This window comes from Embleya sp. NPDC055664, from assembly GCF_053618075.1.
In genome coordinates this window covers 132,960-157,007 of the sequence record NZ_JBSHGZ010000012.1, presented here as the reverse complement: position 1 = coordinate 157,007, position 24,048 = coordinate 132,960, and the positions used below count along the sequence as shown (strand labels likewise).

At 70.9% G+C, this 24,048-nt stretch carries 21 protein-coding genes; 11 read left to right on the top strand and 10 right to left on the bottom strand.

What is annotated here, in order from left to right:
* Window positions 1–463: 463 nt before the first annotated feature.
* Window positions 464–1,549: a prephenate dehydrogenase gene (locus ACWGR4_RS21715; protein ID WP_452131711.1), complete on the bottom strand. Its 1,086-nt coding sequence runs from the start codon at window positions 1,547–1,549 to the stop codon at window positions 464–466.
* Window positions 1,550–1,727: 178 nt separating this feature from the next.
* Between ACWGR4_RS21715 and cmk the strand changes: the two genes are divergently transcribed.
* From cmk to der, 3 genes are all read left to right on the top strand, one after another.
* The gene (gene cmk / locus ACWGR4_RS21710; RefSeq protein ID WP_380008453.1) at window positions 1,728–2,414 is read left to right on the top strand and encodes a (d)CMP kinase; all 687 of its coding nucleotides are present in this window, start codon (window positions 1,728–1,730) and stop codon (window positions 2,412–2,414) included.
* On the top strand, window positions 2,411–3,106 hold the full coding sequence (locus ACWGR4_RS21705; protein ID WP_452131710.1) for a lysophospholipid acyltransferase family protein: 696 nt from the start codon (window positions 2,411–2,413) through the stop codon (window positions 3,104–3,106). The genes cmk and ACWGR4_RS21705 overlap by 4 nt, the downstream gene beginning before the upstream one ends.
* A gap of 63 nt (window positions 3,107–3,169) precedes the next feature.
* Window positions 3,170–4,636: a ribosome biogenesis GTPase Der gene (der, locus tag ACWGR4_RS21700; protein ID WP_078977813.1), complete on the top strand. Its 1,467-nt coding sequence runs from the start codon at window positions 3,170–3,172 to the stop codon at window positions 4,634–4,636.
* A 104-nt stretch (window positions 4,637–4,740) separates the two neighbouring features.
* Here der and ACWGR4_RS21695 read toward each other — a convergent pair whose 3' ends face one another.
* The 3 genes from ACWGR4_RS21695 to ACWGR4_RS21685 all read right to left on the bottom strand — a co-directional run bounded on the left by ACWGR4_RS21695 (window position 4,741) and on the right by ACWGR4_RS21685 (window position 7,800).
* Window positions 4,741–5,103 (bottom strand): hypothetical protein, encoded by a 363-nt coding sequence (locus ACWGR4_RS21695; protein WP_380008447.1) that lies wholly within the window; start codon window positions 5,101–5,103, stop codon window positions 4,741–4,743.
* Window positions 5,104–5,625: 522 nt separating this feature from the next.
* Window positions 5,626–6,927 carry an adenosylmethionine--8-amino-7-oxononanoate transaminase gene (gene bioA, locus ACWGR4_RS21690; RefSeq protein ID WP_452131365.1) on the bottom strand — a complete coding sequence of 434 codons (1,302 nt, stop codon included), beginning with the start codon at window positions 6,925–6,927 and terminating at the stop codon, window positions 5,626–5,628.
* A gap of 93 nt (window positions 6,928–7,020) precedes the next feature.
* A complete protein-coding gene (locus ACWGR4_RS21685) occupies window positions 7,021–7,800 on the bottom strand; it encodes a hypothetical protein (RefSeq protein WP_380008441.1) in 780 nt (259 codons plus the stop codon).
* Window positions 7,801–8,421: 621 nt separating this feature from the next.
* Here ACWGR4_RS21685 and ACWGR4_RS21680 point away from each other — a divergent pair.
* Window positions 8,422–9,849, top strand: coding sequence for a quaternary amine ABC transporter ATP-binding protein (locus tag ACWGR4_RS21680; protein ID WP_452131366.1), 1,428 nt, complete (start codon window positions 8,422–8,424; stop codon window positions 9,847–9,849).
* Window positions 9,842–11,746, top strand: coding sequence for an ABC transporter permease/substrate binding protein (locus tag ACWGR4_RS21675; protein WP_380008438.1), 1,905 nt, complete (start codon window positions 9,842–9,844; stop codon window positions 11,744–11,746). The genes ACWGR4_RS21680 and ACWGR4_RS21675 overlap by 8 nt, the downstream gene beginning before the upstream one ends.
* Before the next feature lie 108 nt (window positions 11,747–11,854).
* On the opposite strand, the gene ACWGR4_RS21670 is transcribed toward ACWGR4_RS21675, so the two are convergent.
* Entirely contained in the window at window positions 11,855–12,988 is a 1,134-nt protein-coding gene (locus tag ACWGR4_RS21670) for a hypothetical protein (RefSeq protein WP_452131367.1), read from the bottom strand.
* A gap of 22 nt (window positions 12,989–13,010) precedes the next feature.
* Window positions 13,011–13,247, bottom strand: coding sequence for a LapA family protein (locus ACWGR4_RS21665; protein ID WP_380008432.1), 237 nt, complete (start codon window positions 13,245–13,247; stop codon window positions 13,011–13,013).
* Window positions 13,248–13,418: 171 nt separating this feature from the next.
* On the opposite strand from ACWGR4_RS21665, the gene ACWGR4_RS21660 reads away from it, so the two are divergent.
* On the top strand, window positions 13,419–15,050 hold the full coding sequence (locus tag ACWGR4_RS21660) for an MDR family MFS transporter (protein ID WP_452131368.1): 1,632 nt from the start codon (window positions 13,419–13,421) through the stop codon (window positions 15,048–15,050).
* Window positions 15,051–15,117: 67 nt separating this feature from the next.
* On the opposite strand, the gene ACWGR4_RS21655 is transcribed toward ACWGR4_RS21660, so the two are convergent.
* From ACWGR4_RS21655 to ACWGR4_RS21640, 4 genes are all read right to left on the bottom strand, one after another.
* Window positions 15,118–15,975, bottom strand: coding sequence for a 3-hydroxybutyryl-CoA dehydrogenase (locus ACWGR4_RS21655; protein WP_380008426.1), 858 nt, complete (start codon window positions 15,973–15,975; stop codon window positions 15,118–15,120).
* A 63-nt stretch (window positions 15,976–16,038) separates the two neighbouring features.
* The gene (locus ACWGR4_RS21650) at window positions 16,039–16,449 is read right to left on the bottom strand and encodes a PIN domain-containing protein (RefSeq protein ID WP_452131369.1); all 411 of its coding nucleotides are present in this window, start codon (window positions 16,447–16,449) and stop codon (window positions 16,039–16,041) included.
* Complete coding sequence (locus tag ACWGR4_RS21645) at window positions 16,446–16,691, bottom strand: type II toxin-antitoxin system VapB family antitoxin (protein WP_452131370.1); 246 nt, start codon at window positions 16,689–16,691, stop codon at window positions 16,446–16,448. The genes ACWGR4_RS21650 and ACWGR4_RS21645 overlap by 4 nt, the downstream gene beginning before the upstream one ends.
* 167 nt (window positions 16,692–16,858) lie before the next feature.
* Entirely contained in the window at window positions 16,859–17,674 is an 816-nt protein-coding gene (locus ACWGR4_RS21640; protein ID WP_452131371.1) for an SDR family NAD(P)-dependent oxidoreductase, read from the bottom strand.
* 143 nt (window positions 17,675–17,817) lie between these two features.
* Between ACWGR4_RS21640 and ACWGR4_RS21635 the strand changes: the two genes are divergently transcribed.
* The 5 genes from ACWGR4_RS21635 to ACWGR4_RS21615 all read left to right on the top strand — a co-directional run bounded on the left by ACWGR4_RS21635 (window position 17,818) and on the right by ACWGR4_RS21615 (window position 24,018).
* Window positions 17,818–18,312, top strand: a complete 495-nt coding sequence (locus ACWGR4_RS21635) for a pyridoxamine 5'-phosphate oxidase family protein (protein ID WP_380008420.1) — start codon at window positions 17,818–17,820, stop codon at window positions 18,310–18,312.
* A 131-nt stretch (window positions 18,313–18,443) separates the two neighbouring features.
* Window positions 18,444–20,669, top strand: coding sequence for an acyl-CoA dehydrogenase (locus ACWGR4_RS21630; RefSeq protein WP_452131372.1), 2,226 nt, complete (start codon window positions 18,444–18,446; stop codon window positions 20,667–20,669).
* 109 nt (window positions 20,670–20,778) lie between these two features.
* Window positions 20,779–21,969: an acyl-CoA dehydrogenase family protein gene (locus ACWGR4_RS21625; RefSeq protein WP_452131373.1), complete on the top strand. Its 1,191-nt coding sequence runs from the start codon at window positions 20,779–20,781 to the stop codon at window positions 21,967–21,969.
* A gap of 33 nt (window positions 21,970–22,002) precedes the next feature.
* Window positions 22,003–23,133 (top strand): acyl-CoA dehydrogenase family protein, encoded by a 1,131-nt coding sequence (locus ACWGR4_RS21620; protein ID WP_452131374.1) that lies wholly within the window; start codon window positions 22,003–22,005, stop codon window positions 23,131–23,133.
* Between the two features lie 84 nt (window positions 23,134–23,217).
* Window positions 23,218–24,018: a crotonase/enoyl-CoA hydratase family protein gene (locus ACWGR4_RS21615; protein ID WP_380008408.1), complete on the top strand. Its 801-nt coding sequence runs from the start codon at window positions 23,218–23,220 to the stop codon at window positions 24,016–24,018.
* Window positions 24,019–24,048: the final 30 nt, after the last annotated feature.

Genomic DNA, 24,048 nt, shown 5'->3' with positions numbered 1-24,048 from the left:
TGCCGGGCGGGCAGCGTGCGGGCCGGCCTGCGGCCCGCCGGTCCTCAGGCGCCGGACGGGCTGGGGTGTCGGTTCGCCTGTGTGCAATGCCGGATCGGCAGCGTGCGGGCCGGCCTGCGGCCCGCTGGTCCTCAAGCGCCGGACGGGCTGGGTTTTGTGGTCCGAGCGTTCTCGGTCCGGCCGGGCCGGGTTGGTTCGGTTCGGCTTTCGGTCGGGTGTCCTCACGCGCCGGACGGGCTGGGGTGTCGGTTCGGATCGGCAGCGTGCGGGCCGGCCTGCGGCCCGCTGGTCCTCAGGCGCCGGACGGGCTGGGTTTGTGGTCCGAGCGTTTTCTGTCCGGCCGGGCCGGGTTTGGTTCGGTTCGGCCTTCGGCCGGGTGTCCTCAAGCGCCGGACGGGCTGGGTTTGTGGTTCGAGCGTTTTCGGTTGTTTTTATGCGTCGGAGGGTTGGCTTGCCGGTGGGGTCAGCGTTGTACGGTCCAGCCGCTGTTGCGTAGGGCTTGGGTGAGGGCGTCGGCGTGTTGGGGGGCTACCTGGAGTTCGGCCAGGCCGGCTGGGCGGCCTTGGGCGTGGTCGATGCGGATGTCTTCGATGTTGACCCCTGCGCGGCCGACGTCGGCGAACAGGCGGGCCAGCTCGCCCGGGCGGTCGGGGACCACCACCGGGATCGCCTCGTACACCGCGGCCGGTTCGCCGTGCTTGCCCGGGATCCGGGCGTGGCCGGCGTTGCCGCGCCGCAGCAGCGCCTCGATGCCGCGCGTGCCCACCTCGCGCTTGGCCGCGTCGTCGGCCGCCAGCGACCGCAACGCGCCCACCACGGCGTCCAGATCCCCGGCGAGGCCCGCCAGCACATCGGCCACCGCCTCGGCGTTGGCGCCCAGGATGTCGATCCACAGCCGCGGGTCGGAGCCCGCGACCCGGGTCACGTCCCGCACCCCCTGCCCCGCGAGCCGGGTGTCGGTGTCCTGCGCGTGTTCCAGCCGCGCCGCCATCAGCGCGGACACCAGGTGCGGCGCGTGCGACACCAGCGCCACCGCGTGGTCGTGGTCGCGCGGCTTCATCACCACCGGCACGGCGCGGCACAGCGACACCATCTCCAGCGCCCGGTTGAGCGTCTCGGTGTCGGTCTCCCGCGAGGGCGTGAGCACCCACGGCCGACCCTCGAACAGGTCGCCGCGCGCCGCCAGCGGCCCGGAGCGCTCCCGCCCGGCGAGCGGATGCCCGCCGATGTAGCGCCCGAGGTCGCAGCCCAGCGCGGCGATCTCGGCCAGCGGCTGCTCCTTCACACTCGCCACGTCGGTGTAGCTCAGCGCCAGCCGCGACTCCTGTACCTGCCAAAGGGTTTCCGCGATCCGCCCCGGCGGCACCGCGAGCACCGCCAGGTCCACCGGCTCGGCCGGCACCGCGTCCAGGCCCGCGCCCATCGCCGCCGCCGTCTGCACCGCGGTCCTGTCGTGATCGCGCAGATACACCGTGACCCCGCGCGAGGTCAGCGCGAGCGCGACGGATGTGCCGATCAGTCCGGTGCCGACCACGGCGGCGGTACGCACGACGGGAACTCCAAGGGGCGGGTGACGGAATAATGGGGGAACCGATCAAGGCTATCCGTGACGGTACCCTCGGGCGGTGTCCTATCGCCCCGCGGCCTCCGCAGCGCCGCCCGGTTCGGCAATACCCGTGACGGCCCCCGGGCCGGCAAGCAGCCAGACAAGTGAAAGGTCGGCGACCGTGGAAGCCCGTACGCCGCTCGCGACCGCCGTGGTCGCCATCGACGGCCCGTCCGGTTCCGGAAAGTCCAGCGTCTCGCGGGCGGTCGCCGCCCGCCTGGGCCTGCGCTACCTGGACACGGGCGCGATGTACCGGGCGATGACGTGGTGGATGCTCACCAACGGCGTCGACATCCACGACCCGGCCGCGGTGGCCGCAGCCGCCGACAAGCCGCAGATCGTCTCCGGGACCGCGCCGGACGGGCCCACCATCACCGTCGACGGCCGGGACGCGGCCGGCCCGATCCGTACCGACGAGGTGACCAAGGCGGTCAGCGCGGTCAGCGCCGTACCCGAGGTGCGCACCCGCCTGGTCGACCTGCAGCGGGCGGTGATCGGCGCGGGCGGCATCGTGGTCGAGGGCCGCGACATCGCGAGCGTGGTGGCCCCCGACGCGCCGGTCAAGGTGTACCTGACCGCCTCCGAGGCGGCCCGCGCCGCGCGCCGCAACGCCGAGCTGACCGGTACGCAGGCCACCAGCGTCGAGGACACCCGGGCCGACCTGGCCCGCCGGGACGCGCTGGACTCGGGCCGCGCGGTCGCCCCCGCCGGGATGGCCGAGGGCGCCATCCTGGTCGACACCACCGAACTGAACCGCGAACAGGTGGTCGACCACCTGCTCGCCCTGGTCGCGGAACACGTGCGGTGACCGCGACCCTCGGCACCACCGCCAAGCCCGCGCCCGCCAAGCCCGCACCCCCCAGGCCCCCGCTCGCCGGCGCCGCGCACTTCATCGGCGAGCCGCTGCTGCGCAGCTTCTGGAAGGTGCGCGCGCTGGGCACCTGGCACGTACCGACGAGCGGCCCGGTGATCCTGGCGGGCAACCACGCCAACTTCGTCGACGGGCCGATGCTCTTCGCGTTCGCCCCGCGACCCACGCAGGTGCTGGTCAAGCGCGAGATGTTCGCCGGCGCGCTCGGCCCGATACTGCGCGGGATCGGCCACATCCCGGTCCAGCGCGGCGTCGCGGACCGCCGGATGATCACCGATTCGCTCGACGTGCTGGCCGCCGGCGGCGCGCTCGGGGTCTTCCCCGAGGGCACGCGGGGACAGGCCGACTTCTCGGCAGTGCACAATGGACTTGCATATCTGGCATTGCGCTCCGGGGCACCCATCGTCCCGGTGGCCTGCCTCGGCACCGGTGCGCGGGGATCCTCGATCGGTGCATTGCCGGGTCTGCGCTCCCGGATCGACGTGGTCTACGGCAAGCCCTTCCGGGCCGTCGAGGACGCCGACCGCCGGGCCACCCGCAAGGCCGTCCAGGCCGCGTCCGACCGCATCGTCGAACGGCTCACCGCGCACCTGCGCGAGGCCGAGCGGATGACCGGTCGCGCCGGCTGACCCAGGCTCACGCGAGCCCACCCGAGTCTCACCCGAACCGCTACCCGAACGAGGAACACCCCCATGGAGCAGCACGCCGACGCCACGACCGAGGGCGCCTTCGACCCGGAGGCGTGGGAGGCGGGCTACGACCCCGACGAGTGGGTCGACGTCGAAGGGGACGCCCCCGCCCGCGGCGGGCACGACGGTGAGGCGTCCGGACCGCTGCCGGTGCTGGCCGTCGTCGGGCGACCCAACGTGGGCAAGTCCACGCTGGTCAACCGGATCATCGGGCGCCGCGAGGCGGTCGTGGAGGACACCCCCGGGGTGACCCGCGACCGGGTCTACTACGAGGCCACCTGGAACGGTCGCCGCTTCACCGTCGTGGACACCGGCGGTTGGGAGCGCGACGTGGTCGGCATCGACCTGTCGGTGGCGGTCCAGGCCGAGTATGCGATCGAGTCGGCGGACGCGGTGATGTTCGTGGTCGACGCGATCGTCGGCCCCACCGACAGCGACGAGGCCGTGGTCCGGGTGCTGCGCAAGGCCGGCAAGCCGGTCGTGCTGGCCGCCAACAAGGTCGACAACATGGCCCAGGAGGCGGACGCCGCCGCGCTGTGGTCGCTCGGTCTGGGCCAGCCCTGGCCGGTCTCGGCCGTGCACGGGCGCGGCAGCGGCGACCTGCTCGACGCGGCGCTGGCGATCCTGCCGGAGGCCCCCGCGCAGCGCTTCGGCGTCACCGAGGGCGGCCCGCGCCGGGTCGCCCTGCTCGGCCGCCCGAACGTGGGCAAGTCGAGCATGCTGAACAAGGTCGCCGGCGAGAACCGGGTGGTCGTGGACAAGATCGCGGGCACCACCCGCGACCCGGTCGACGAGCTGATCCAGCTCGGCGGCAAGACCTGGAAGTTCATCGACACCGCGGGCATCCGCCGCCGGGTGCACCTGACCCAGGGCGCCGACTTCTACGCGTCGCTGCGCACCACGGCCGCGCTGGAGAAGGCCGAGGTCGGGGTGATCCTGATCGACGCCAGCGAGCGGCTGACCGAGCAGGACACCCGGATCATCTCGCTCGCGGTCGAGGCGGGGCGCGCGATCGTGATCGCGTACAACAAGTGGGACCTCATGGACGAGGAGCGCCGCTACTACCTCGAACGCGAGATCGAGCAGGACCTGGTCCAGGTCACCTGGGCGCCCCGGGTCAACGTCTCGGCGCTGACCGGGCGGCACATGGAGAAGCTGGTCCCGGCCATCGAGACGGCGCTGGCCAGCTGGGAGAAGCGCATCCCCACCGGGCAGCTGAACGCGTTCCTGGGCACGCTGGTGGCCTCGCACCCGCACCCGATCCGTGGCGGCAAGCAGCCCCGCATCCTGTTCGGCACCCAGGCGGGCACCAAGCCGCCCCGGTTCGTACTGTTCACCAGCGGCTTCCTGGAGGCCGGCTACCGTCGCTTCATCGAGCGCCGGCTGCGTGAGGAGTTCGGCTTCCCGGGCACGCCGATCGAGATCCGGATGAAGGTCAGGGAGAAGCGCGGTCGCAAGACCGGTCGCTGACCGGAGTCGACCGTACGAACGACGACGAAGGGCCCGGACGCCGTGTGCGTCCGGGCCCTTCGTCGTCCGCGTCGTCCAGGGATCCTCGCGCGCGCACCCTCGGGCTACAGCGGCAGGTGGCCGTGCGGGCCCGTGACGCGCGACGGTTGGGCGGGGACCAGGGACGCGCCCCGGTGCCGGCCGTACGTGGTGTAGCCGCCCTGGGTGGGCAGCGAGAAGTTCGGGAACGGGGGGTCCTGCGCGTAGGAGTGGCTGATCGCGGCGGGCGCCCCGTACGAGGGCCGGCTCGCGGCGTAGTCCTCGTTCGTACGCTCGTGCGGGACCGCGCGGAACATCCGCCGCCACTCGGTCTCCAGCGCGTTGTAGATCGGCGTCAGGACGTCGTGGCCGGGGGGCGCGGCGGCCCCTACGGAGAGGGCGGGGTGGCCCAGGGCTCGGCTGCTGATGGAGTCGTCGAAAGTGAACACATCGGGTCCAACGATCGAGAGCTGTGGGGGTTGTGGGGGTGGGGGTGAAGTGTCACTGACGGCGCATGGGATGTTACTGGGTGTTTTGGGGTTTGTGGTGGGGGCGCGGCGCGGCGCGGGTGCCTGGGCGCGGGGGGCTGGGTCGCGGGGTGAGCGGGTCGGGAGGCGGGGTCGTGTCGGCGGCGGTGCTTCTTTTTGGGCGCTTCGCGCCGGCTCGCGAGGGACCACTTTCTGCTCCCCCGCTTCGCTCCTCCGCAGAAAAGCGGCCCCTCGCTCGGGGCTGTGTGCCCCTCCGCTTCGCTCCGGGTCACCCAGCCCGAGTTCTGCGGCTCCGCCGCTCTCCGCGCTTCGCGCGTCGATCACGCGGGCGGCCCGGGTCGGGGGCGCTGGCGCGCCGCGGGGTGGGGGTCGCGTGTGGGCGCGAAGGATCCGTGCTCGCGGGTGGGGGCGGGCGTGGGGGCGGGCCGCGATCCGAGGTGGGGGCATGTGGGCGTGTGGACGGACCGCGCGCGGGGGGTGGGGTCAGGTGTGGGTGCGGACTACCTCGACCATGGCTGTGGTGATTGTGGTCAGGTCGTTCGGGGGTGTGACGTAGGGGGGCATCGTGTAGACGAGGCGGCCGAACGGGCGGATCCAGACGCCGTGTTCGACGAAGGCGGGTTGGATTGTTGCCATGTTCACCGGGGTGGCGAGTTCGATGACGCCGATTGCGCCGAGGACTCGGACGTCGACCACGCCGGGCAGGGTGCGGGCCGGGGCCAGGCCCGTGCGGAGGCCGTCGCTCAGGGCGGTGATGCGGTCGCGCCAGGGCTCGGAGAGGAGCAGGTCGATACTGGCCGCGGCGATCGCGGCGGCCAGTGGGTTGCCCATGAAGGTCGGGCCGTGCATGAACGCGCCGCCCTCGCCGCGCGAGATGGTTCGGGCCACCTCGTCGGTGCAGAGCGTCGCGGCCATGGTCAGGTAGCCGCCGGTCAGGGCCTTGCCCAGGCACATGATGTCGGGCGCGATGCCCGCGTGGTCGCACGCGAACAGCTCGCCGGTCCGGCCGAATCCGGTGGCGATCTCGTCCGCGATCAGCAACACCTCGTGCCGCGAGCACAGTTCGCGGATCCGGCGCAGGTAGGCGGGGGAGTGGAAGCGCATTCCGCCCGCGCCCTGCACGATCGGTTCGAGGACGACGGCCGCCACCGTCGAGCCGTGTCGCTCCAGCAACTCCTCGATCCCGGCGGTGTCCTCGGCGCGCAGCGGGGTGTCGAAGCCCGCCGGCGGGATCGGCGCGAACAGGTGCGTGGGCAGGACCCCGGAGAAGAGGTGGTGCATGCCGCCGACCGGGTCGCACACCGACATCGCGCCGAACGTGTCGCCGTGATAGCCGCCGCGCACGGTCAACAGCCGGGTGCGCTCGGGCCGGCCGCGCCCGCGCTGGTACTGGAGCGCCATCTTCAGCGCCACCTCGACCGCGACCGAGCCGGAGTCGGCGAAGAACACCTTGGTCAGCGGCTCGGGGGTGATCTCCACCAGGCGCCGGGCCAGCCGCACGGCCGGCGGATGGGTCAGCCCGCCGAACATCACGTGCGCCATCATGTCCACCTGCGCGTGCGCGGCGGCGTTCAGGACCGGGTGGTTGTAGCCGTGGATCGCGGCCCACCAGGACGACATCCCGTCGACCAGCTCACGCCCGTCGGCGAGGCGGAGTCGGACCCCGTCGGCGCCGACCACGGGGAACAGCGGCGCTTCGCCCTCGGTGCTCGCGTACGGGTGCCAGATGTGCCGCCGGTCCTGGGAAACCAGCTCGTCGCCGTAGGCCGCGTCGTAGTGCTCCATGGCTCGGCACGCTATCGGAGCGCCGGGAGACGACCCGGTACAGGTCGCCTCCCGACATGGGCCGCGCGCGGTCGAGGCCGGCGCACGGCCCGGTCAGATGCCGCTGACCGGGACCGATCCGGCCGCGAGCAGGTTGCGCCGACCCGCCTCGCTCAGCGCGGCGGCCAACTCGTCGTTGCCGGTGTGGATGCCGATGGTGCCGACCGGGGCGGCGAACAGCAGCACGACGCTGTGCGTCTTGGCCGCGTTCAACCACGCCTCGGGCACCTCGGCCGGGGTCTGCGCCTGCCACCACGCCTCGGTACGCCCGCCGGCGCCCGGGAACAGCACCGCGGTCAGGTAGCCGTCGGTCATCTGTACCGACCAGCCGCCGAGCAGCGGCGGCAGCGTCTCCTCGGGGGAGGCGATCGGCGCGAACCCGCGCTCGCCGAGCAGCGACAGGAACTCGTCCTGCGCGCCGGGCGTGCCCGGACGGGCCACGGCCGCCCCGGGCTCGACCACGAGCGCCGCGTAGGTCACGCCCGCGCACACCACCATGCTCCCGGTGATCGAGATCGGCACCGGACCGCCCGGTACCACGGTCTGCACCGCGAGCCCGGGGTTCGCCTGCGCCGCGAGCAACGGCTCGACCGCAGCCTCGGATACCGGGATCACCTGGGAGGGGATGCAGCGGGTGTGTGCGAACGCGAGCACCGCGGTCTCCTCGGCCAGGTACAACAGCGCGCTGGTCTCCACGGAGGTGGTGTCGCCCTCACCGCGGCACGAGGCGCACGCGTAGGTCTGGGGGCCGGTCTCCCCTGCCACCAGGCGGGCGGCCTCGTCGTCGCCGATCTCGGCGCGGACCTCGGGGCTGACGTCGAGCAAGCGTGACACGGAAGGCTCCATCGGTAGGGGGGTGTGCGACAGTGAGGGATCGCCGCTTGCGTTCTCGCGCCGGGACGTTACCGCCTGGTGACGTTGTGTCACCTGGAGAACGCGGGAACGTCACCCCTATGGGGCATGTGCGCCCCGCCCGCGCCACGGCCATTCGGGCGACGGCGCCGGAGTGCACGCCCGTGCGCGGCGATCGACGCGTGGAATGCGCCGTCGAGTGGCCATTCGATGACCGAGGGTTATGGATATGGCCGTGTCATTACGCCGGGATCACACGATGATCACCGGAGGATCACGATGAAAGGAATAGGTCAAATGCGGTAATCAATGGATGAATTCGGACATATGGCATCGCGTTGATGAGACGTGAATCTCCATATGTTTCCCGTTGGAATCACTCGGGCAAGTCACGCCCGGTAACAAATGCGGGATACAACTTTTCCGAGGGGACTCGGGAAAGGCGTTCGACCCCGGACGTGCGCCGCTGCCGTGACGTTTCTGCGCCGGCCGTACTCCCGCATCCAGCAGCCCGCGGCGCCGGCGCCCTCATCACGGCGGTGCTCCGGCCCGGAACCGGTATCAACGGTTCCGTTCCTCCGCGGCCCGAACAACGAGGTATCCGTGTCCAGACTTCGGGCCGAAGGCCTGTACAAGATTTTCGGCCGTCGAGCCGACGACGCGCTCGACCGGCTGCGTGCCGGCGCAAGCCGGGACGACGTACGAGGGGGCAGCACCGTTCCCGCCGTCATCGACGTCTCCTTCGAGGTCGCCGAAGGCGAGATCTTCGTCGTGATGGGCCTGTCCGGCTCCGGCAAATCGACCCTGCTGAGGATGCTCAACGGTCTCCTGGACGCCACCGCCGGCGCCGTCTACATCGACGACCGGGACCTGACCTCGTTGCCCGCCAGGGAGTTGCGCGACGTGCGCGCCCGGCGCATCAGCATGGTCTTCCAGCACTTCGCGCTGTTCCCGCACCGCACGGTGCTGGAGAACGCCGGGTACGGCCTGTCGGTCCAGGGGGTGCCGGCCGCCGAGCGCGACCGGCGGGCCCGTGAGGCGCTCGCCCTGGTCGGCCTGGCCGGCTGGGAGGAGTCCGCGCCGAGCGAGTTGTCCGGCGGCATGCAGCAGCGGGTCGGCCTGGCCCGCGCGCTCGCCACCGACGCCGACATCCTGCTGATGGACGAGTCGTTCAGCGCGCTCGACCCGCTGATCCGCCGCGAGATGCAGGACCAACTCCTGGAACTCCAGGAGAAGTTGCACAAGACCATCGTGTTCATCACGCACGACCTCAACGAGGCGATGCGGCTCGGTGATCGCATCGCGGTGATGCGCGACGGCCGGGTGGTGCAGATCGGCACCACCGAGGACATCCTGACCGACCCCGCCAACGACTACGTGGCGTCCTTCGTGGCGGACGTGGACCGTACCCGGGTGTTGACCGCGGGCTCCATCATGGAGGACTCGCGCGCCACGGTGACCAGCGGAGAAGGGCCCCGCGTCGCGATGCGCACGATGCGCGAGGCGCAGACCACGGCGGCCTTCGTGGTGGACACGCGCGAGAACGGCCGCCGGCTGCTCGGCGCGGTCACCGACGCGGCCGTCACCGAGGCGGCGCGGACCGGTGAGCGCACCGTCCGGCCGGACCCGGGTCTCGACGTGGTCACGGTGACACCGCAGACGCCGGTGGCCGAGTTGTTCGCGCCGTGCGCGGAGAGCAGGCTGCCGCTCGCGGTGGTGGACGAGAGCATGCGACTGGTGGGCGTGGTTCCCCGGGTCAGCCTGCTGGCCGCACTCGGCAACACCGCCGGGGGGCCGGGCGAGGCCGACGGCGGCACACTCGGGGTCACCGACACCGGGAGCGTGAAGATGCTGGTGCCCGCGGGGCCGGGGGAGAAGTTGCTCCCGACCGGCACGGGCGGAACGGCCGGCGCGGCCGGTTCCGGCGCGGCGGCGCCGGTCGACGCGGTCGAGGTGCGGATACCGGCGCCGGCGGCGGAGTCGGTCGTGGAGCGGCTCGGGGCCGAGGGCGAGGTGCGCGACGATGCCTAGGATCCATCTGGGCGACTGGGCCGAGAGCCTGGTCGACTTCATGCGCGACCACTTCTCCTGGTTGTTCGACTTCATCAGGAGCGTGGTCGGCGGCGCGGTCACCCACCTGGCCGACTGGCTGACGGATTCGCCGCTGCCGGTCGTGGTGGTGCTGTTCGCGCTGATCGGCTGGGCCGTGCGCGGGCCGGTGTTCGCGCTGGTCGCGGCGGCGGGGTTCCTGCTGATCGACGGCCTGGACATGTGGAAGCCTGCCATGTCCACGCTGGCCCTGGTGCTGGTCTCGGCGGCGATCGCACTGCTGGTCGCCATCCCGTTGGGCATTTTGACCGCCCGCAGTCGTGCGGTCGGCGCGGTGTTGCGGCCGGTGCTCGACTTCATGCAGACGATGCCGGCGTTCGTGTACCTGATCCCGGCGATCACGTTCTTCGGCATCGGTGAGGTGCCGGGCGTCGTGGCCACCGTGGTCTTCGCGCTGCCGCCCGGGGTGCGGATGACCGAATTGGGCATCCGCAGCGTCGACGCCGAAATGGTCGAGGCGGCCGAGGCGTTCGGCACGAGCGAGTGGCGGATCCTCAAGGACGTGCAGTTCCCGCTCGCGTTGCCGACCATCATGGCCGGGGTCAACCAGGTCATCATGTTGTCACTGTCGATGGTGGTCACCGCCGGCATCGTCGGTGCGGGCGGCCTGGGCAGCGAGGTGTTCGGCGCGTTGTCGAACAACAACGTGGGCCTGGGCGTCGAGGCCGGCGTCGCGGTGGTCGTGCTCGCGATCTATCTGGACCGTACGGTCGGTGCGGCCGGACAGCGGGCCGAGGCGCGCGCCAAGCGCGCCAAGGCCGTGCGCGGTGCCGAGGGCTTCACGCCGAAGTGGCTGCTCGACTGGCGTCCGCGCCCGGTCGTGGCGGTCGGCGGCGTGGTGACCGTCGCGCTGGTCGCGGGGCTGCTCGGCGGCTTCGGCCTCGGGGCCTCCGACGGTGGTCGCAAGAAGATCACCGTCGGCTGGATCCCGTGGGAGGAGGACGTCGTGGTCACCAACATGTACAAGCAGCTGTTGGAGAAGCGCGGCTACGACGTCACGATGAAGCAGCTCGACGTGGGCCCGCTGTTCCAGGGCCTGGCGCGCGGCGACATCGACCTGTTCCTGGACGCGTGGTTGCCCACGCTGCACAAGAAGTACCTGGACGAGTACGGGTCCAAGCTCGAGGAGATCGGGCGCTGGTACAACAACGTGGACGTGCAGCTCGCGATCCCGAAGAACCTGCCGTACGAGTCGGTCGAGGATCTCAAGGGCCACGAGCAGGAGTTCGGCGGCCGGATCGTCGGGATCGAGCCGGGCGCGAACATCATGGACCTGACCGAGAAGAAGCTGATCCCGGAGTACGGGCTCGACTTCGACCTGGTCAAGAGCAGCACGCCCGCGATGATCGCGGAGCTGGACCGGCAGATGGCGGCCGGCAAGCCGATCGTGGTGACGATGTGGCGTCCGCACTGGGCGTACACGAAGTACGACATCAAGCCGCTGGCCGACCCGAAGCAGTCGTACGGCGCGCCGGGGTGGATCAGCTCGATCGGCCGCAAGGGCTTCGCGAAGGACTTCCCCGACGTCAACACGTGGGTGAAGAACCTGAAGCTGGACGACTCGGTGCTCGGTCCGCTGGAGAAGAAGGTCTTCGTCGACTATGCGGGCAAGCCGAACGCGGCGGCCGAGGGCGTGAAGGCGTACCTGAAGGAAAACCCGGACGTGGAGCAGAAGTTCCTCAGTGAATTGCCGCCCGCGGGCGGCACATCCGGGACGGGTGGCACCGAGCAGCCGAAGCACGACGGCGGCAAGGACGGGCAGAGCGCCCAACCGCAGTCGCTGCCGGCGGCAACGCGGGAGCGGGCGGGGGTGTCCTGACGGCCGGTCACCCACGTGGGTGATGCGGTCGGCTGACGGCACCGCCCGGGGAGGGCGTCGCGCGAGGTTCGCGCGGCGCCCTCCTTCGCGCTGCCGGCCCGCGTCGGGTCAGGAGCGGAACTTCCAGCTGTCCTCGGCGGTTTTGGGGTTGATCGGCTCGCACCGGAGGCCCCACTTCGAGGCGCCGTCGGCGAAGGCGCGGAAGAACTGTTCGGTGGGTTGGCCCAGGGTTCGGCCCGGGGGGTCCTCGCCGTTGTGGCGGCTGAGTTGGTAGGCCACCGTGTGACCGTCGCAGACGCCGAGGACCTTGCCCTCGACGGTGCCCGCGAGTTGCGCGTCGTTGGCGATGCCGCCGGTGGGCAGCCGCTCGGACAGGATGGCGCGTTCGCCCGGGGCCTCGGCACCGGGGGCCAGGTAGCCGTGCACGATCGCGAAGGAGAGCACCCGCCGGTTGTCCAGGAACAGATCGCAGCCCTGGATCGCGCCGGCCCCCCGCGGCGTCGCGGCGGCCGTCCAGCGTGCGCGCTGATCGCCGGCCGCCTGGGGACCGAGAGCGGCGGGGTCGAGCATGCCGCAGACGGGGGCGTCGGTGATCGGCTTCGGTTCGCTCGCGGGCTGGATCGTGTCCGGCCGGGGGGCCGGGTCCGTTTCGCAGCCGGCCGCCTTGGCCACGCCGTTGGCCAGGTCCACCGCGAGGTTTGCCAACTGCTGCCGCTGGTCCGGCTGGTTCGGTGTGCCGGCCGGGGCGAGGGTGCGGGCCCGGACCAGCATCGGGACCGGATACTCGACGTTCTGCACCTTGCAGTCCCGCACCAGCCAGGCGTCGTCCGCACCGGCCATGCCGTACAGCTTGTTCACGGCGTTGCCCAGCGGCGCCGACCCCGTGGTGGTCAGCCCCGGCAACTGCACCCGCTCGGCGCCGGCCATGTTGAACAGGTACGCCGAGCCGACGAACGAGCGCTCGCCCGCCGTCACCTGGCAGCGCAGCACGGGGTAGTGCGGCAGCGGCTCATGGTCCTTGCCGGTGAACGCGGGCTCCGCCGGGAGCAACGCGGTAACCGCCGACGTGGGCAGCAGACCCGCACAGACCGTGTCGCCGACGGGCGTGGTCTTCGATCCTGTGGGCGTGACCGCGGAGGGTTCGGCGGAGGGGGAGGCGGAGCTCGAACAGCCGGCCACGAGTACGCCGGCGGTCAACAGGCTCGCCACGTGTACGGCCGGACGCAGCCTGGAGCGAAGCATGCGGCCCAGGATATCCGGCGGCTCAGCGCCGGTTGGCCCTGACCCACCACCCCGTCAACATGCCCACGGCGAACGTCCCGACCAGGACGATCCACAGCGGCGCCGCCAGCGTCGGGATCCAGAATCGGATGCTCACCGAGCCGGTGTTGGCCAGCACGAACCAGACACTCAGGACGACGATGACCGCGATGCCGATCGTGCGGTACGAGACACCGCCGATATTGCCGCCCGAAGTGCCCGATTGAGGGGTCTTTGCCATGGCGCAGATCCTATCCGCGTAGTCGGTCGGTCACTTTGAGGCGCGCCGACTTGACCATCTCTTGAAAGTTGCTTGCAGCAACAAAGATTGCTATGGTTGTACCAAGCAACGAGTGTCGGGGGTGGGGAAGCCGCGTCCGGGCGCAGAGCATCCGCAGCAGAAGGGGTAGGTATGAGCAACGCACCGGCCGCGGCATCGGCCGCGCAGACATCGGCGGAGCCGATGTCCCACCGGCAGATCATGGAGGCCCTGTCGGGGCTGCTCCTGGGCATGTTCGTGGCCATCCTGTCGTCCACGATCGTGTCCAACGCCCTGCCGCGGATCATCTCCGACCTGCACGGCAGCCAGACCTCCTACACCTGGGTGGTCACCGCGACGCTGCTCGCGATGACCGCGACCACCCCGATCTGGGGCAAGCTCGCCGACCTGACCAGCAAGAAGCTGCTGGTCCAGCTCGCGCTGGTGATCTACGTGGCGGGCTCCGCGCTGGCCGGCCTGTCGCAGAACACGGGCATGCTGATCGGCTGTCGGGTCATCCAGGGCGTCGGCGTCGGCGGTCTCACCGCCCTGGCGCAGGTGATCATGGCCGCGATGATCTCGCCGCGCGAGCGGGGCCGCTACAGCGGCTACCTCGGCGCCACCTTCGCGCTGGCCACCGTCGGCGGGCCGCTGATCGGCGGCGTGATCGTGGACACCCCGTGGCTGGGCTGGCGCTGGTGCTTCTACGTCGGCGTACCGTTCGCGGTGGCTGCGATCGTCATCCTGCAAAAGACCCTGAAGCTGCCGGTGGTCAAACGTGAGGTCACCATCGACTACCTGGGCGCGACGCTGATCAGCGCCGGTGTGTCGGTGCTGCTCGTGTGGGTCTCGCTGGCGGGCAAGAACTACGCCTGGGTCTCGTGGCAGACCGCGGCCATGGTGCTCGGCTCGCTGCTGCTGATCGCGCTGGCCATCCGGGTCGAGGGTCGGGCGGCGGAGCCGATCATCCCGCTGTGGTTGTTCAAGCAGCGCACCATCGTGCTGGCCGTGCTCGGCAGCCTCGCGGTGGGTCTGGCGATGATGGGCTCGTCGGTCTTCCTCAGCCAGTACTTCCAGATCGCCCGCGGCAAGTCGCCGACCGTGTCCGGCCTGATGACGCTGCCGATGATCGGCGGTCTGGTGATCGCCTCGACGGTGGTCGGCAAGCTGATCACCGCGACCGGGTTCTGGAAGCGCTACCTGGTGATGGGCGGCGTCTCGCTGACCATCGGGCTGACCCTGATGAGCACCACCCGCGCGGACACGAACCTGTGGGTGCTCGGGGTGTACATGTTCCTGCTCGGCATGGGCATCGGCGCGCTCCAGCAGAACCTGGTGCTCGCGGTGCAGAACGCGGTGCCGGTGCACCAGTTGGGCGCGGCCAGTTCGGTCGTCGCGTTCTTCCGCAGTCTGGGTGGCGCGGTCGGTGTCTCGGCGCTCGGCGCGGTGATGGCGACCAAGGTCACGGGCTACCTCTCCGACGCGGGGCTGAAGTCGGGCGCCGGCGGCGGGGGCGGGATCCCGAACGTGCACCACTTGCAGGAGCCGGCGCGCGGCATCGTGGAGAACTCCTACGGCCACGCGGTGGGCGACATCTTCCTGTTCGCGGCGCCGTTCGGGCTGCTCGCGCTGATCGTGGTGCTGCTGATCAAGGAGGTCCCGCTGCAGACGGGCCAGGCGGTCGTGGTGGCCAAGGCCGATCAGCGGGCGCCGGGGGCGGAGGCGGTCCCGGCGCAGGGCCGCGAGCCGGTACGGATCGACAAGGTCGAGGCGCGCACGCCGTAGTCCGACCACACACGACGCGAGGGCGGCCCCGATCGGGACCGCCCTCGTGGTGCGTGTGGGGCCGGGCTCAGTACTGGTAGAAGCCGCGCCCGGTCTTCTTGCCCAGCAGCCCGGCGTCGACCATGCGCAGCAGCAGCGGCGGCGAGCTGTAGAGCTGCTCCTTGAACTCGTCGTAGAGGCTGTCCGCGACCGCCTTGATCGTGTCCAGGCCGATCAGGTCGGTCAGCCGCAGCGGGCCCATCGGGTGCGCGCAGCCGAGCACCATGCCGTTGTCGATGTCCTCGGCCGAGGCGAAGCCGGACTCGAACATCCGGATCGCGGAGAGCAGATACGGCACCAGGAGCGAGTTGACCACGAACCCGGCGCGGTCCTGCGAGCGGATCACCGTCTTGCCCAACACCTCGGACGCGAACGCCTCGGCGCGCGCCGCCGTGCTCTCGTCGGTGAGCAGCGAGGGCACCAGCTCGACCAGCTTCTGCACCGGCACGGGGTTGAAGAAGTGGATCCCGACGACCTGCTGCGGCCGGGACGTGGCCATGCCCAGCTTCATGATCGGAATCGAGGACGTATTGGACGCCAGGATCGCGTCCTCGCGCGTCACGACCTTGTCCAGGGTGGCGAAGATCTGCGTCTTGACCTCCTCGATCTCGGCCACCGCCTCGATCACCAGGTCACGATCGGCGAACTCGCCCAGATCGGTGGTGTAGGTCACCCGCGCCAGCGCGGCGTCACGATCGGCCTCGGCGAGCTTGCCCGCCTTCACCCCACGATCGATCGACTTGGTCACCCGCGCGCGCCCGGCCTCGGCCGCCGCCGCATTGGTCTCGGCCACCAGCACATCGAGCCCGGCCTTCGCACACACCTCGACGATCCCGGACCCCATCAGCCCGGCCCCGACCACCCCTACGCGCCGTACATCGCTCACCACGTACTCCTCGCTCCACGACTCACTACCGTCTTCACCTCCCCGCATCCTCTCAGGTACGACTCAGCGGGCGTCGATGCGCCGAACCGGCTGCCCGGTGACCTTGGCGATGACCTCGAAGTCGCGGTCGAGGTGCAACAACGTCAATCCGTGGTGACGTGCCGTTACGGCGACAGCGAAGTCCGCGAAGCTCGCACCTCTGTGCCAGCTCGGTCCGGCCAAGTCTCTTTGCAGGTCGGCGCTGTCGGACCAAACCGAATCGGGAACGACGTAGTAGGGGAACATTTCCGTGAGGAAGTGGTCGGCTTGATGGAAATCTGCCATGTGGCCGACCGCGCGGAGGTATTCGAGGCGGATGGGTTCACACAGGCCGACCCGTCCGGCGCCGATCAGGTCGTCCCAGCGTCGGGCGACCTGCCTGCGGAAGTATCGAACAAGAGCGGAAGTGTCGATCAGGTAGAGCTCCTGACTCACGGCTCTGTCACTTCCGTCCCGACCTTGGCTGCGGGAGACTTGTCGGGGTAGCCCAGGACGGAGAAGTCGAAGCATCCCTCCGCCACCATCTTGCGCATGCCTTCCAGAGCCGCCAGACGTCGACTTCGGTCACCCACCGAGCGCAGGGCGCCATTGATCGTGTCTCGTTTGGTTGTCGTACCCAGTATCCGAGCGGCTTCTGCCAGAGCGTTTTCATCGACATCGATGAGGGTTTTGGCCATCGTTCTCGCTCCCGGTGATATATACGGAATCGAGAAGAGCGTATTTCCATCCGGATGCGTGTGGCGCTTGTTTTTGTCTGGTCGAATGTGCGCAGTTTGCGTGTGACCTGGACCGATGTCCCTCTCGGCGGGCGCGTGGTTCAGCCATAAGAGTGAATGCGCCTCGGTCAGTGCGGGGCGGTGTCCATGTCGGGCAATGGGTAGGGGAATTTGGCGCTTACCGCGCCGTCGACGGTGAGGACCTGGCCGCTGAGGTAGCGGGACAGGTCGGTGGTGAGGAAGAGGAGGGGGCCGGCTATGTCGGCGGGGAGGGCCACGTCGTCGAGGGGGGCGTTGGCGGTGTTGGCCTTGCGGCCCGGTTCGCCGAGGTAGGCGGAGACTCTTGGGGTCCAGACGACGCCGGGGGCCACCGCGTTGACGCGGACTCCGTGTGGGCCCAGTTCGACGGCGGCGGAGCGGACCAGGGAGATCAGGCCCGCCTTGGCCGCGCCGTAGGCCGCGTGCATCGGGGCGCCGGTGAGGCCGGACACCGAGGCGACGAAGGTGATCGCGCCGCCGCCGTGCGCGGCCAGGTGCGCGCCGCCCAGTTGCAGGGCGAGCAGGGCGTGGCGCAGCACCACGTCCTGGTGCCAGGCCCAGTCCTCGTCGGTGATCGAGAGCAGGTCGGCGTAGCGGCTCATGCCGATGATGTCGACGATCGCGTGGGCCCGGCCCAGGCGCGCCTCGACGTCGGCCCACATGCGTGTGGCATCGGTGCGGGAGGTGGCGTCGCCGGACCAGGCGATGCCGTCGACCTCGCCGGCGATGTCGTCGGCCAGGTCCGGGTCGCGGTCCACGGCGAACACCCGGGCGCCGCACTGGGCGAGGGCGTGTGCGGTCTGCCGGCCGATGCCCTGGCCCGCCCCGAGCAGCACGACGCCGCGCCCGTCGAGCCGGAACCGGGCCGGGTAGTCGGGGACCTCGGAGTCGTCGGTTCGGGTCATGGCGCCGACGCTAGGCAGGACCTGACGCAGTGTCAATCATCGTTCCGGGCCTGCGTGATGGCAAAACTGACGGTCTGTCAATCGAGCCCGGGGCGTGGCAGTGTACAAATGGTTGACCCAGGCAATCAAAAGGGGAGTGCGGTATGGGCGAGCACATGGGCCACGGCGTCAAGCAGCGGGACCGGGTCCGGATGACGGACGAGGAGGTCGCCGCGTTCCTGGCCGGGCGGCACTCGATGACGATGTCCACGCTCAACGCCGACGGCAGCATCCACTCGATCGGCATGTGGTACGGCTTCCTGGAGGGCGACGTCGCCCTGGAGAGCAAGGCCCGCGCGCAGAAGGTGCTGAACGTGCGGCGCAATCCGACCATCACCTGCCTGGTCGAGGCCGGCGAGTACTACGAGGAACTGCGCGGGGTGTCCATCGTCGGCAGAGCCGAGGTGGTCGAGGAGCCGGAGCGGATCTGGGAGCTGGGGGTGAGCGTGTTCAGCCGCTACGCGGCGCCGTACACCGAGGAACTGCGCCCGGCCGTGGAGATGATGCTGAACAAGCGTGTGGTGATCAAGGTCGTCCCGGACCGGATCGTCTCCTGGGACCACCGCAAGCTGGGCCTGCCGTCCACCCGCCCGAACTGAACCCCGGCGCACCCGCGCCCGCCCGCCGTGCGCCGTCGGCCGCCCGGCCGCGCGGATCTGGCCACCCAGGATCCAGTCAGGTAGCCTGTCTGCTTACTTGATCGAGACAAGTATTGGTGAGGGAGTACACAGTGCCGATCGGATTCGCCACCGAGCATCAGGCGTTCGCGGAATCGGTAGCCGGTTTCGTCGCTCGCCACGCCTCGATCGAGAGCACCCGCCGCGCCGCCGAGCACCTGTCCGCCGGCGCGCTCCCGGACTGCTGGGCCGCGCTGGTCGGCCAGGGCCTGACCGCCGTGCACCTGCCCGAGGAGTACGGCGGCGCGGGCGCCGGGCTGCTCGAACTGGCCGTCGCCGTCGAGGAGACCGGCCGCGGCCTGCTGCCCGGCCCGTACCTGCCCAGCGTGCTCACCAGCGCCGTGCTGGCCCGCCACGCCGGCCCCGAACCGGCCAAGGCGCTGCTGCCCGCGTTCGCCGAGGGCGCCCGCGGCGCCGTCGCCGTCGTACCGGGCCTGACCGCGCGCGCCACCAAGGTCGGCTGGGAGATCCACGGCGCCGTCGAGCCCATCCCGGGCGCGATCGGCGCGACCTACCTGCTGCTCGGCGCCCGGAGCGACGCCGACCCGGCCCGGGACGAGGAGATCTGGTTCGTGGTCGAGCCCGGCGCGGCCGTCGAGGTCACCGCGCTCGGCCCGCTCGACCTGGCCCGCGGCGTGGCCCGGGTACGCGCGAACGGCCTGGAGATCACCGCGTCCCAGGTCCTGCCCGGCGTCACCACCGCCCGGGTGCGCGAACTCGCCGCCGTGCTGGCCGCCGCCGAGGCCGTCGGGGTGGCCCGCTGGTGTTTCGAGACCGCGCTCGCCTACGTCAAGATCCGCGAGCAGTTCGGCGTCGCGGTCGGCTCGTTCCAGGCGATCAAGCACAAGGCCGCCACCCTGTTCACCCGGCTCGAACTCGCGGGCGCCGCCGCCTGGGACGCGGCCCGGGCCGCCGACGACACCGCCCCCGACGCGGACGAACAACTCGCCCTGGCCGCCGCCGAGGCCGCCGTGCTCTGCCTGCCCCTGGCCCGCGAGGTGGCGCTCGACTGCATCACCATGCTCGGTGGCATCGGCTTCACCTGGGAACACGACATCCACCTGTACTGGCGCCGGGCGATCTTCCTCGGCCAGTGGCTCGGCCCGGCGGGGGAGTGGACCGCACGGCTCGGCCGCGCCGCGCTCGCGGGCGGCCCCACCCGGCGCTTCGACCTCGAACTCGACGAGGGCGACACGGGCGCCTTCCGGGCCGAGGTGGCGGCGAACCTGGCGGCGGCGAACGTGCTGCCCGAGCCCGCCCGCCGGCAGCGCCTCGCCGAACTCGGCTACGTCTCGCCGCACTACCCCAGGCCCTACGGGATCGCCGCCGACCCGGCCCAACAGGTGGTCATCCAGCAGGAGTTCGCCCGAATCGGGCTGACCCCGCCGAGCACCGTCATCGGCGAGTTCGCGCTGCCCACGATCATGGCGCACGGCACCGAGGCGCAGCGCGACGCGTACGTGCCGGCCACCCTGCGCGGCGACATCGTCTGGTGCCAGCTGTTCAGCGAACCCGGCGCCGGCTCCGACCTCGCGGCGCTGGCCACCCGGGCCACCAAGGTCGACGGCGGCTGGCAGCTGAACGGCCAGAAGGTGTGGAACTCCAAGGCGCACGAGGCGCACTTCGGCATCTGCCTGGCCCGCACCGACCCGGACGCGGCCAAGCACAAGGGCATCACGTACTTCGTGGTGGACATGGCCACGCCCGGGATCGACGTGCGGCCGCTCAAGCAGGCCAACGGCCGGTCCGAGTTCAACGAGGTCTACCTGGACGACGTGTTCGTCCCCGACGACCAGGTGATCGGCGAGGTGAACGGGGGCTGGCGGATCGCCCGCACGACGCTGGCCAACGAGCGGGTGATGATCGCCGGCGGTCCGGGCATGCAGGCGTTCGGCAAGCTGGTCGCCGACCTCGCGGGAGACGCCTCCGCCGCCGACGCTCCCGCCGCCGACCCCGCGCCGCTCGCCCGGCTCGGCGCCTTCGCGGCGGAGAACTTCGCGCTGCGCGCCCTCACCCTGCGCTCGACCCTGCAGCGCCTGTCCGGGCTCAACCCGGGCGCCGCCTCCAGTGTGCTCAAGCTCGCGGTCACCGAGCACCAGCGGGCCGTGGTCACCGCGCGCCTGGAGCGGTTCGGACCCGGCGGCACACACCTCGACGGCCCCGCCGGCGAACCGCTCACCGACTATCTCTCGCTGCCCGCGGTCCTGCTCGGCGGCGGCACCCGGGAGATCCAGCTCAACGTCGTCGCCGAACGCATCCTGGGCCTGCCCCGGGGGTGAACCCGGCGACCGCCCGGGGTCCTCGACCCCGCGTCCCGCGACCGACAGACAGCGTCCACGGCCGGCAAGGTCCACGGCCAACCAGGTCCACGGCTATCAGGGAGACCACGTGCACATCGCCTACACACCCGAGCAGGAGGACCTGCGACGGGAACTGCGCGAATACTTCGCGCGGATCATGACGCCCGAGATCCGGGCCGAGCAGGCCGCGGGCGAGACCAGCCTGATGGGCAAGGACGGCGCGTACTGCCGCGTCGTCAAGCGCATGGGCGAGGACGGCTGGCTGGGCATCGGCTGGCCCAAGGAGTACGGCGGCCAGGACCGCACCATGCTCGAACAGCTGATCTTCACCGACGAGGCCACCCTGGCCGGGGCCGCGGTGCCGTTCTTGACCATCAACACGGTCGGCCCGACCCTGATGGAGTACGGCACGCAGGAGCAGCGCGACTTCTTCCTGCCGAAGATCCTCGCCGGCGACATGCACTTCTCGATCGGCTATTCCGAGCCGGGCGCGGGCACCGACCTCGCCGCGCTGACCACCAAGGCGGTCCGCGACGGCGACGACTGGATCATCAACGGGCAGAAGATGTGGACCTCGCTGATCCACGTCGCCGACTACGTGTGGTTGGCCGCGCGTACCGACCCGGACGCGCCCCGGCACAAGGGGCTGACCATGTTCCTGGTGCCCACCGACGCCGAGGGCTTCTCCTGGACCCCGATCAAGACCATGGGCGGCCAGACCACCTCGCAGACCTTCTACGAGAACGTCCGGGTGCCCGCGTCGGCCATGGTCGGCGAACTCAACGGCGGCTGGAAGCTGATCACCGGGCAGCTCAACCGCGAGCGGGTGGCGCTGTGTTCGGCCGCGGGCGTCCAGCTCGCGCTGCACGAGACCCGGCGCTGGGCCGAGCGGGCGGTGTTGCCGGACGGCTCGCGCGTGATCGACCGGGAGCACGTCCAGGCCAACCTCGGCCGGGTGCACGCCAAGGTGGAGTTCCTCAAGCTGGTCAACTGGAAGATCGCCTGGGCGGTCGACCACGGTGCCAAGGTCGGTCCGTCGGATGCCTCGGCGACCAAGATCTTCGGTACCGAATTCGCCACCGAGGCCTACCGGTTGCTGATGGAGTGCCTGGGCGAGGACGCCTACCTCCAGCAGGACTCGCCGGGCGCGGTGTTGCGCGGCCGGCTGGAGAAGATGCACCGCACGGCGCTCATCCTCACCTTCGGTGGCGGCACCAACGAGGTACAGCGCGACATGATCGCGATGCTGGGCCTCGGGCTGCCCCGGCCGCCGCGCTGACCCGCCGTCACCACGCTGACAAGGACAGGTGAAATGGACTTCGGTTACACGGAAGAACAGCAGGACCTGGTGGGCCTGGCGGGGCGAATCCTCGGTGAGCGGGTCACCCACGAGGCGCTGACCGCGCTGGACAAGCGGGTCGAGCAGGACGGCGCGCCGCGCCTGGACCGCGAGTTGTGGGCGGAGCTGGCCAAGGCCAACCTGCTCGGGATCGGCCTGCCGGAGGAGTTCGGCGGCTCCGGCTACGGCGTGTTCGAGCAGTGTCTGATCCTGGAACAGATCGGCCGCACGCTCGCACCGGTGCCGTTCGGGCCCTCGATCGTGGTCGCCGCGTCGCTGCTGAGCCGGATGGGCACCGACGAGCAGAAGGCGGCCTGGCTGCCGGGCGCGGTGGACGGTTCGCGGATCCTGACCTATGCGCTCGCCGAGCCGTACGGCCGAGACGGCGCCGCGCCCGCGACGAAGGCGGTGTGCACGGACGGGGTCTGGCACCTCGACGGGGTCAAGACCGGGGTGCCGGCGGCGACCGTCGCCGACCTGATCCTGGTGTCCGCGGACCTCGGCGACGGCCACGCGGGGGTGTTCCTGGTCGACCCGAAGGCGCCCGGCGTGCGGATCGAGGCCCAGCTGACCACGGCCAAGGAGATCGCGGGCCTGGTCACCCTGGAGCGGGCCGTAGGCACCGCGCTCGCCGGCCCCGACGCGGCGGTGAACCTGCGCGAGTTGGCCACACTCGCGTTGTGCGCGACCCAGCTCGGGGTGACCGAGAAGGCGATGCGCGAGACCGCGAAGTACGCGAGCGAGCGGGTCCAGTTCAAGCGGCCGATCGGCTCCTTCCAGGCGGTGGGGCACCGGCTCGCCGACGCATACATCGACGTCGAGGCGATCCGGCTGACCACCTGGCAGGCGGCCTGGCGGGTGGCCGAGGGCCTGGATTCCGCCGAGGCGATCGCGACCGCGAAGTTCTGGGCGGCCGACGGCGGTCACCGGGTCGCGCACGCCGCGGTGCATGTGCACGGCGGGATGGGCGTGGCCGAGGAGCACTTCGTGCACCGCTACTTCAACCACGCCAAACAGCTCGAACTCTCCCTCGGCGGCGCCACCGAGCAGGCGCTGCGGATCGGCGCCGGCTTCGCGGCCACGCCGGCGGGGGAGTTCGCCTGACCGGCTCGACCGAGCAGCCCACCCAGGTGCGGTCGCGCCGGCGCCGCATCCCGTGATTCCCGGATCTTCTGGAGACGAACAGACATGAGCGAACCGCACGCCCTGGTCGAGCGGGACGGCCCCGTCCTGGTCATCACGATGAACCGCCCCGAGGCCCGCAACGCGGTCACCGGCGAGATGGTCGAGATCCTGGAGGCCGCCTGGGACGAGGTGAACGCCAACCCAGAGATCCGGGTGGCCATCCTCACCGGCGCCGGCGGCGCGTTCTGCGCGGGCGCCGACCTGAAGGCGATGAGCCGGCGCGCGCCCGGCGACGCGTTCAAGGGCGGCGAGGGCAGGCCGGCCATGGACATGTCCGTGATGAAGTGGTGTCTCAAGGGCTTCACCCTCACCAAGCCGTTGATCGCCGCCATCGAGGGCCCGGCCATCGCGGGCGGCACCGAGATCCTCCAGGCCACCGACATCCGGGTGGCCGGCGAGTCGGCCCGCTTCGGGGTTTCCGAGGTGCGCTGGGGTCTTTTCCCGCTCGGCGGGTCGGCGGTGCGCCTGCGCCGGCAGATTCCGTACACTGTCGCCGCCGACCTGCTGTTGACGGGCCGCCACATCAAGGCGCCCGAAGCCAAGGAGCTCGGTCTGATCGGGCATGTCGTACCCGACGGCGGCGCGTTGGAGAAGGCGAAGGAGATCGCCCACCAGATCGCCGCCAACGGTCCGCTCGCCGTTCAGGCGGTCCTGCGCGTTCTGCGTGAAACCGACCAGTTGACCGAGGAAGATGCGTTCAAGCTGGAGTCGCAGATCGGAATGCGGGTATTCATGAGCGACGACGCCAAGATCGGTCCGCGAGCCTTCGCGGAGAAGAAGACCCCGGAGTTCAAGGGCACGTGATGTGCCATCGGAAAACTTCGGCATGAAACG

Bases quoted from the DNA above. Each gene is read 5' to 3' on its own strand.
- der (WP_078977813.1), top strand. From the start codon at position 3,170: ATGGAGCAGCACGCCGACGCCACGACCGAGGGCGCCTTCGACCCGGAG.
- bioA (WP_452131365.1), bottom strand. From the start codon at position 6,927: ATGGAGCACTACGACGCGGCCTACGGCGACGAGCTGGTTTCCCAGGAC.
- ACWGR4_RS21675 (WP_380008438.1), top strand. From the start codon at position 9,842: ATGCCTAGGATCCATCTGGGCGACTGGGCCGAGAGCCTGGTCGACTTC.
- ACWGR4_RS21670 (WP_452131367.1), bottom strand. From the start codon at position 12,988: ATGCTTCGCTCCAGGCTGCGTCCGGCCGTACACGTGGCGAGCCTGTTG.
- ACWGR4_RS21665 (WP_380008432.1), bottom strand. From the start codon at position 13,247: ATGGCAAAGACCCCTCAATCGGGCACTTCGGGCGGCAATATCGGCGGT.
- ACWGR4_RS21660 (WP_452131368.1), top strand. From the start codon at position 13,419: ATGAGCAACGCACCGGCCGCGGCATCGGCCGCGCAGACATCGGCGGAG.
- ACWGR4_RS21645 (WP_452131370.1), bottom strand. From the start codon at position 16,691: ATGGCCAAAACCCTCATCGATGTCGATGAAAACGCTCTGGCAGAAGCC.
- ACWGR4_RS21640 (WP_452131371.1), bottom strand. From the start codon at position 17,674: ATGACCCGAACCGACGACTCCGAGGTCCCCGACTACCCGGCCCGGTTC.
- ACWGR4_RS21635 (WP_380008420.1), top strand. From the start codon at position 17,818: ATGGGCGAGCACATGGGCCACGGCGTCAAGCAGCGGGACCGGGTCCGG.
- ACWGR4_RS21620 (WP_452131374.1), top strand. From the start codon at position 22,003: ATGGACTTCGGTTACACGGAAGAACAGCAGGACCTGGTGGGCCTGGCG.
- ACWGR4_RS21615 (WP_380008408.1), top strand. From the start codon at position 23,218: ATGAGCGAACCGCACGCCCTGGTCGAGCGGGACGGCCCCGTCCTGGTC.